This is a genomic window from Bacillus sp. M5A3_1b, from assembly GCF_053345335.1.
This window is the reverse complement of record NZ_JBKEZY010000024.1, coordinates 1-8,549: the sequence shown is the minus strand read 5'-3', so window position 1 is coordinate 8,549 and position 8,549 is coordinate 1. Positions and strand designations below refer to the sequence as shown.

Annotated in this window: 7 protein-coding genes and 1 rRNA gene; 6 read left to right on the top strand and 2 right to left on the bottom strand. The window is 33.9% G+C overall.

Going from position 1 to position 8,549, the window contains the following annotated elements; genetic code table 11:
- Positions 1 to 496: 496 nt before the first annotated feature.
- Complete coding sequence (locus ACLBWW_RS28415) at positions 497 to 2,431, top strand: glycosyltransferase (RefSeq protein ID WP_048543049.1); 1,935 nt, start codon at positions 497 to 499, stop codon at positions 2,429 to 2,431.
- Between the two features lie 63 nt (positions 2,432 to 2,494).
- Positions 2,495 to 3,271, top strand: a complete 777-nt coding sequence (locus ACLBWW_RS28410) for a class I SAM-dependent methyltransferase (protein ID WP_048543045.1) — start codon at positions 2,495 to 2,497, stop codon at positions 3,269 to 3,271.
- 40 nt (positions 3,272 to 3,311) lie between these two features.
- On the opposite strand, the gene ACLBWW_RS28405 is transcribed toward ACLBWW_RS28410, so the two are convergent.
- Positions 3,312 to 4,256 (bottom strand): NAD-dependent epimerase/dehydratase family protein, encoded by a 945-nt coding sequence (locus tag ACLBWW_RS28405; RefSeq protein ID WP_048543051.1) that lies wholly within the window; start codon positions 4,254 to 4,256, stop codon positions 3,312 to 3,314.
- Between the two features lie 271 nt (positions 4,257 to 4,527).
- On the opposite strand from ACLBWW_RS28405, the gene ACLBWW_RS28400 reads away from it, so the two are divergent.
- The 4 genes from ACLBWW_RS28400 to ACLBWW_RS28385 all read left to right on the top strand — a co-directional run bounded on the left by ACLBWW_RS28400 (position 4,528) and on the right by ACLBWW_RS28385 (position 8,440).
- Positions 4,528 to 5,322 carry a sulfotransferase family 2 domain-containing protein gene (locus tag ACLBWW_RS28400; protein WP_098067788.1) on the top strand — a complete coding sequence of 265 codons (795 nt, stop codon included), beginning with the start codon at positions 4,528 to 4,530 and terminating at the stop codon, positions 5,320 to 5,322.
- Between the two features lie 204 nt (positions 5,323 to 5,526).
- Positions 5,527 to 6,249, top strand: a complete 723-nt coding sequence (locus ACLBWW_RS28395; RefSeq protein WP_048543041.1) for a class I SAM-dependent methyltransferase — start codon at positions 5,527 to 5,529, stop codon at positions 6,247 to 6,249.
- Positions 6,250 to 6,275: 26 nt separating this feature from the next.
- Positions 6,276 to 7,148 carry a class I SAM-dependent methyltransferase gene (locus tag ACLBWW_RS28390; protein ID WP_262721086.1) on the top strand — a complete coding sequence of 291 codons (873 nt, stop codon included), beginning with the start codon at positions 6,276 to 6,278 and terminating at the stop codon, positions 7,146 to 7,148.
- Positions 7,149 to 7,363: 215 nt separating this feature from the next.
- Positions 7,364 to 8,440 carry a glycosyltransferase WbsX family protein gene (locus ACLBWW_RS28385; protein WP_048543038.1) on the top strand — a complete coding sequence of 359 codons (1,077 nt, stop codon included), beginning with the start codon at positions 7,364 to 7,366 and terminating at the stop codon, positions 8,438 to 8,440.
- Between the two features lie 14 nt (positions 8,441 to 8,454).
- Here ACLBWW_RS28385 and rrf read toward each other — a convergent pair.
- Positions 8,455 to 8,549, bottom strand: a 5S ribosomal RNA gene (gene rrf, locus ACLBWW_RS28380); the annotation flags it as partial.

The following is an 8,549-nucleotide window of genomic DNA, read 5'->3' as shown; positions in this document are numbered from 1 at the left end:
TAAAAATAAAAATTGACGTTTCACGTTGTTTGTTTCGTTCAGTTTTCAAAGAACTACTCGGTCGCTCATTTGCGACTTCCTTATGTTAACATCTTCGTTAGTTAATGTCAACTAAGTTTTTTATTTTGTGTGCCGCGTTCTGCGTTATTGCATCGGCGACTTGTTCTATATTACACCTCTATATCCTAATCGTCAATACCTTTTATTCTTTTTATTTTATAAATTCTAAAGGGTATTGAACCTTCTTCATTTATACTCCGTTCCTAGAGATTAATAAACTGTTGCAATCACTTTCATAATCGACAGTTTATACTTTCTTACTTACACCTTTCTAAAGAATGAATAGCAAACCAGACAAATATATATTAAAGGTAGCACTTTTTATTTTGAGTACATTCCAGCTGTATTCACAATTATCTCCTACCACTTCTCTCTAGGAATTATAAATACACCATGCATTTACTAAAAATCTAATTAACTTAGGAGGCGTTATGAAATGCATGTTAATAAGAAGATCATTTATGTATCCCATGATGCCCATTTCCACGGAGCACAGCTGCTTTCTTTACATACTATTAAAGCTCTTAAAGAAAACTTTCATTACTCCGTCGCAATTATTTCTATTGGAACGGGCATTTTAATCCACGATTTTCAAAAGTATGGTCCTGTTTATTGCCTAGAGGAAGACTACCCAACAGAAAAAAGGGTCGAATTATTAATAAAGAAGTTACTATCACAAGACTATACCTTCGCCATATGTAGTACCGTCATAAGTGGTGACATAGTTACATTACTAGCTAAACACAATATAAAAGTTATTTCATTAATACATGAATTGCCGCATTTAATACAACAGTACTCTGCCGAGGGGAAAGCGAGAAACATTGCCCAGTTTGCTTACAAAATTGTCTTCCCTTCACAGTACGTGTATGAAAAATTCCGTACAATCACCCAATTAGATCATCAAAAATGTCACATCCTCCCTCAAGGCTTGTTTAACCACAATCCTTATAAGAACAATATTGCAAAAGCTAGAAGCGAATTACGAAAAAAACACAACTTGCCTCTAGATAGCAAAATCATTTTGGGAGTAGGTTTTGCTGATCATCGGAAAGGGATAGATTTATTCTCACTTATTGCTTACTCAGTAAGAAAAGTTCATACGAATATTCATTTTATCTGGGTCGGGAGAACGGATGTTCATTTCTTTAACACACTATCCCCAAGATATACAGCACATTTCACATTAGTTGAGCCTACTCCAGATATCGGTTTATATAACGCCGGGGCTGATTTATATTTATTAACTTCAAGAGAAGATCCTTTTCCAAACGTTGTTTTAGAAGCATTAGATACAAAAGTCCCTGTTATAGGGTTTAAAAACGCTGGAGGTTTTGAAGATGTTGTTACGGAACAAACTGGCGCCTTAGTAGACTTTTTAAATTTACCGCAGGTGCTGGAAAGAATATATGAATTTATTGGAGATGAAGACTTACGATTACAAAAAGGGCGCTTTGGCCAAGAGCTTATTGAAAAAGATTTTAACTTTCTTCATTACATTTATCAACTGTTAAACCTACTTGATCATAATTACAAAAAAATAAGCGTAATCATACCGAACTATAATTACGAAAAATACTTACCTGACCGAGTTAAATCCATATTAAACCAAACCTATCCCCTTTACGAACTAATTTTCCTAGACGATGCCTCTACTGACAATAGCGTATCTATATTTAAACAGCTGCTCTCAAACGAAAATAAGCCCCACCTAAAAGTTCAGCAGATTATTAATGATAAAAACTCTGGTTCTGTATTTAAACAATGGATAAAAGGCGTCTCTGCAGCAACTGGTGATTATATTTGGATTGCAGAGGCTGATGACTTATGTGATCAGACATTTTTAGAAGAAGTAATACAAGGGTTTCATATAAATGGTGATGTTACCTTAAGCTACACACAATCAAAACAAATAGATGAACAAGGAAATATCCTAGCCAATCATTATTTAGATTACACAAATGATATTGATAAAGGAAAATGGAAAAGTTCTTATTTCCGAAAAGGGATAGATGAAATACAAGATACATTACTTATCAAAAACACCATACCTAATGTCTCAAGTGTAGTTTTTAAAAACATAGATATAAAAACTACAGAAAAACAATTAGAAAAGTTTAAAGTAGCTGGTGATTGGTTTTTCTATGTTTCTATTCTTAAAGAGGGGAACATTTATTTCAATCCAAAACCGTTAAACTATCATAGACGACATACAAATAGCGTAACGAGAACAGAAGATTCATATTCCCATTACAGTGAAGTTGTACAAATGCAAAATTTCATTAAAGAAACCTTTACTATCGACGACATTTCAAAAAAGAAAATGTACACATATAGAAAGTATCTTAAAGCATATTTGAAGATTGAATGATATATTTTCTTCGCCATCAGTATCTTTTGTAAGACGTTACTATTATTTAAGGGGGGTTACTCATTGAAAGAATTTATAGAGGCAAATAAAGATTTGATTTCTCAAATTGCACACAACTACAATGTAAATGCAAGTATCCATCCAGAGGATCATATCTTTCAATTCCTTGTCACTAATCCAGTCTTCCCATCTAAAAAAGAAGCGATAGATTATTATTTTCAAGATGGGAGAAAATCCGCAGAAACACTCTTAGATTTAATTACGTCCTTTTATCCTCCTATAGACACTCCAATAAAATTATTAGAATTCGCATCCGGATACGGCTGCGTAACACGTCATTTATTAAACCTACAAACGAACTTAAGTATAACTACCTGCGATATACATGAAGAGGCTATTACTTTTATTGAACGTACATTAAATACTTCTTCTATCTTATCTCACCCTGAACCTGAACAAGTAAATTTGACCTCCTCTACGTATGATATCGTTTTTTGTCTATCCTTTTTTTCTCATATGCCTGATACAACTTGGTTTCGTTGGCTTCAAACATTGTATAATGCTGTTTCTCCTGAAGGTTTACTCATTTTCACAACTCATGGTTATCAAAGTAAAAAGTACTTCAGCTTTCCAGATTTAAATAAACAGGGTTATTGGTTTCTCCCTTCTAGTGAACAATTGGATTTGGATGTTCATCAATACGGGCAAACGATCGTTAGTCCCTCTTACGTATGTGACAAAATTAAATTATTGCCCTATAACCCTGTCATCAAAAAATACACTGAAGGTTTTTGGTGGGGACATCAAGACCTTTGGGTAATAAAAAAAGAAATAAAATAATAAACCACGCTCTACTTATACAAAAGTAGGGCATGGTTTATTATTTTTTACTATATAAGAACTCTTCAATCCATAGCTTATTTAATCTAATTCCACTTTTGAAATCTATTTTCGGTTCCCAGTTACATTCTCGTCTTACTCTATCTATATTTAAAATTATTTTTTGAACATTTTCTTGCCTTTGTTTATAGCAGATAAAGTCCACTTTTCTTTCCGTTAATTTCTCCAATTCTACTATAATTCGTTTTAAAGAGAGACCCTTGCCGCTCCCTATGTTATATACACAAGATTTCAAACGATTTAATTGTGATAGTTGTATAGTGATTTCAACTAAATCATCGATATAAATATAATCTCGAATAATCTCTTGTGGATTCCCATATATATTAATCTTTTCATTACTGAGATGCTGATACAAAAAACAGTTTATTGCCCCAACTTTCTTTAAAGGATTTTGATATTTTCCATATGGATTAGAATATCTACATACAACATAGTCAATTCCGTATTTTTTCTTATAAAAGTACAAGTAATTTTCAAGCGACACTTTTGTTATTCCATAAGGAGAAAGTGGTTTTAATGGATGTTCCTCATCAATAGGTAAATATTCCGGTTCACCATAAACCGTGCCTCCAGAAGATGCTAAAACGATTTTTTTAACAGGAAAATTTTTAACACTTTCCATGAAGTTAAGAAAAAAAAAGCTACTGTTTATATCTCCGAAAACATCTTCAATTGAAGTTGCTACATTAGACGTTGCAGCTAAATAAATAATAATATCCACATCCACTAAAGCTTTATATATATCTTCAACATTTGCTAAATCACCTTTAATAAATTCAACATCACTTATAATATTTTGAGGAAAATTATTTATATGTCTGGAAAATACTTTGACAGTTTGACCTTGTTTCAATAAACCTAATGCGAGGTTAATACCAATGAAACTATTTCCACCTACTATTAAATAATTATTCTTCCTCATAATATCCTCTCTAGTAATAAGATTTTTGCTTATCACACCTAGAAATGCAACTAAATGAACTTGGTCACTTCTATTATTCATCCTCTTATCATTGTATGCTTCCTATAAATTTTCATTATCTTTATTTTATATTTTCCTTTTAAAATCGCTATCTTATTTAAGCTGACCGCAAAAAAACACTCATACTATTTACTCATTCCCATGAATATATTGAATTAGTAAAAACTTCCCTTCTCCATAAATAAAAATTTCAAAAAGGAGCACTACATGTATGAAGAGTGTAAATCAAGAGCTTTTAAATCATGTGATCCTACATAAAGATCGAATCCCACATTTCCATAAAGACTTTCCACTTATACTATTCTGGAGCCATAGAAGCGGATGTACCGCCTTAGCTAATTGGTTCTTTTTTCAAATTGGATTGTTTAATGAAGCAAAGAAATACCATGACTTTATTCATTACTATGAATTCTGGGTGTATAAAAACAACACTAACTACATACCAGAGTTAAAAAATGGGCTTCTAACAGCAAATAAAGATGTTTGTAAACTTGTACGGAATCCCTACAAAAGGGCCGTCAGCTCATTTTTATTACTTGCTGACAATCCATACGCTAGCCCGCAATGGGAAAGTATCCGCCATTATTTGTATAATGACAAATATAGTACTCGAGGAATATCATTTAAACAATTTTTATATTACGTTCGAGCATTAGGTCCCAATTCCCTAGCAATGGACATACATTTTAGTCAGCAATACGTTCCAGGTGAAGAAAACTTCATCCAATACTATATTCCTTTAGAAGATTTTAATACACAAATCACCAAGATAGAACACACGTACGATTTGATTAAATCCAATTTAGCGCTACTTACAAATTCAGATCATCATCGCGCTCATAAAATGCTTTATACAGGAAGCTATGCAGAACTCAGCATTACAGATGCCGCCTTTCCTCGCTTTCCAACATATGAAAGCTTTTATGATGAAGAAACAATGGCGTTAGTTACAGAAATATATGCACAAGACTTTGAAATGTATCCGTACACAAAAGGGATATTCTAAGTCGATACATTCTTCAATGAATAAAAGTGAATGTATCGCATAGCATAAAGTGAAACTTTAATTAGCGTGGGGTTCTCTCCCGCTAATTATTCCAGTCTACCAATCTCACTTTTATGGTTTCCCTAATTTCCACTCACTCTCTTTGATTTCGCTGATTGTTGACGTGTGTGTCATATGCATTTTTTTACACAGGAGTGATGTCATGTGGAAGGTAATTTGAAGCACAATAATGGATATTGCGTTATTTGTGAGAAGAAAGCTACATTTATAGAACATAATGATTGGCTTAGAGATCACTACTTATGTTCTACATGCCACTCTATACCAAGGCAGCGCGCTCTAATCCATGTTTTAAATACATTTTTTCCAAAATGGGGTTCCTATCATATCCACGAATCCTCTCCTGGAGGAATTACAACTCAACTACTAATAAAAAACTGCAAAAACTATACATACTCTCAATACTTTAAAAACTATCCTCTCGGCCAATACTTTCAAGGAATTAGATGCGAAAACTTAGAAGACATGACTTTTCAAAATGAATCTTTTGATTTATTCATTACTCAAGATGTCTTTGAACATGTAATGGAGCCAAACAAGGCCTTTAAAGAAATAGAGCGTGTATTAAAGCCTGGCGGTGCTCATGTGTTTACTGTCCCTTGGTATCATACACTTACAAAGACTTTACAAAGAGCAAGAATCAATAAAGAAGGAATCGAATATATTGAGGAGCCAATTTATCATGGTAATCCTATTGATGAGAACGGGTCTTTAGTAACATTTGATTGGGGTCAAGATATGATTGAATATATTTATACACATGCAAATATGTATACCATTGTTTATTTACAAAAGGATAGATTACTGGGGTTAGATGCTGAATTTCTACATGTTTTTATTAGTAAAAAACATGAAAATGATTTTTAGGCACTATATAATTTGGAGGTTAACAAATGAATAACTTTAAGTTAGGAAGTGATTTTGATAACCTTGTTAGCTCGCTTTCTGATGTTGAACTTCTTAATCTATTTATACAAAGTTGCTCAAAAACAAAGATCAATGGCATTTTAGTACCTATGTTCCCCCCTGAAGAAATTCAACAACAGTTTGTAGGCGCTTCCTATGAACATGCTCTTTATGAAGCATATTTGTTTTATAGCCTTGTAAAAACATATGCCCAAAATCTAGGTGTTCCCTTGAATAAAGAACGTAAAATTTTAGACTTTGGTTGCGGATGGGGAAGAATCATACGCTTCTTTTTCAAAGATGTTCGCCATAAAAACTTACTTGGTATTGATTTAGATCCTGCAATGATTAACCTTTGCAACGAAACGTTAGGAAGAGGCAGATATAAAATAGCTCCCCCACAACCTCCTGTAGAATTTATTAATGACAATTCATTAGATATCATATTCGCTTATTCTGTATTCTCACATTTATCCGAAGAAACAGCAGAAAATTGGATAAAGGAATTTTCAAGAATTCTTCGTCCAGGTGGCATCTTCATCGCCACAACACAAGCACGCTATTTTCTCGATTTCTGTCAACAATTTAAGGAACACCCTGAATTAATTCAAACGGGATGGCATAAAACTTTATCTCAAGCTTTTCCAGATATAAATCGTGCCATCTCGGATTATGAAAGTCGCAATTTTGTCCACAGCCCTACGGGAGCTGGAGACGTTAGAAACAGTAGCTTCTACGGGGAAACCGTTATACCTAGAACTTATATTAAAAACCACTATGAGAAGTATTTAAAGCTACGGGATTTTTTTGATGATACAAACCGGTTACCCCAAGCTCTATTTGTTCTCCAAAAAGATTAACTCTTTTCGCTCATTGTATAATAAAGATTACTTTGTATCTCAGCCGTATATATTAAATCATCAAAGATTTCCATATTAAGCACACTGTACAAAAGAATTCATTATGCAGCATAAACACAGTGAGTAAATAACATATCTCATGTTCTAACTAGATTCGAAAAATCAAAAGTAACTTCCCACCACTTGAACTACGAAGAACATAAGGGGGATATATCTTGAAAATAATCGCTTTTTACTTACCACAGTTTCATCAAATAAAAGAAAATGACCGATGGTGGGGGAAAGGGTTTACTGAATGGACAAATACTAAAAGTGCACGACCTTTATTTTCAGGACATTACCAACCTAGAGAACCTTATCAAGATTTTTATTATGACTTAACCACCCCATCCGTAAGAAAATGGCAAGCAGAAATCGCCAAAGCACATGGCATATATGGTTTTTGTTATTACCATTACTGGTTTAAAGGGAAGAGGCTATTGGAGGCACCCTTTAATGAGGTACTTAAGACGGGCGAACCAGATTTTCCATTTTGCCTTTCTTGGGCAAATGAACCGTGGACAAAAACTTGGGATGGTCTTGATAGTCACATATTAATGCCTCAAAATTATGGAGAATTATCGGATTGGAAAGAGCACTTTGAGTATTTATTACAGGCTTTCCAAGATGAGAGATATATCCGTATAGACGATAAACCACTATTCATTATTTATCGTCCCGGGCATATCCCTCATTGTGAACAAATGCTTCATTATTGGAATACACTCGCACAAGAAAATGGTTTAAAAGGTATATACTTTGCAGAAACATTAAACAGCTTTCCACTTCCTAATATAAATGGATTTGATGCTAGCATTGAATTTGAGCCTTTTTATACAATTGCTCATGATAGCTCTTCAGACATAAATAAGACAATATATGAGTCTGGTAAACAAATAAACGCTTGGGATTATGATAAAGTGTGGATGTATATACTAAAACGATCTCATCCAGAGAAAAAAACATTTCCTGGTGCCTTTGTTGACTGGGACAATACAGCACGCCGCAAAGACTTAAATAGCAGCATCTTCCTAGGTTCTACCCCTAGGAAGTTCGCGATATATTTAAGCAAACAAATCCAGCGTACCTATTCTCTTTACAACAGCGAGTTTTTATTTATTAATGCGTGGAATGAATGGGCAGAAGGTACTTACTTAGAACCAGATAAAAGGTATGGATTCGCCTATTTAGAAGGAGTTAAGCAGGCAATTAATAGAGGTATGAAAGCATACAAAAAAGACGAGTCATTCTGACTCGTCTTAAAGTTGCTTGGCGACGTCCTACTCTCACAGGGACAAGGTCCCAACTACCATCGGCGCTAGAGAGCTTAACTTCCGTGTTCGGTATGGGAACGGGTGTGAC

Excerpts from the sequence above, each read along its gene's own strand:
- ACLBWW_RS28415 (WP_048543049.1), top strand. The coding sequence starts at position 497 with ATGCATGTTAATAAGAAGATCATTTATGTATCCCATGATGCCCATTTC.
- ACLBWW_RS28405 (WP_048543051.1), bottom strand. The coding sequence starts at position 4,256 with ATGAGGAAGAATAATTATTTAATAGTAGGTGGAAATAGTTTCATTGGT.
- ACLBWW_RS28400 (WP_098067788.1), top strand. The coding sequence starts at position 4,528 with ATGAAGAGTGTAAATCAAGAGCTTTTAAATCATGTGATCCTACATAAA.
- ACLBWW_RS28390 (WP_262721086.1), top strand. The coding sequence starts at position 6,276 with ATGAATAACTTTAAGTTAGGAAGTGATTTTGATAACCTTGTTAGCTCG.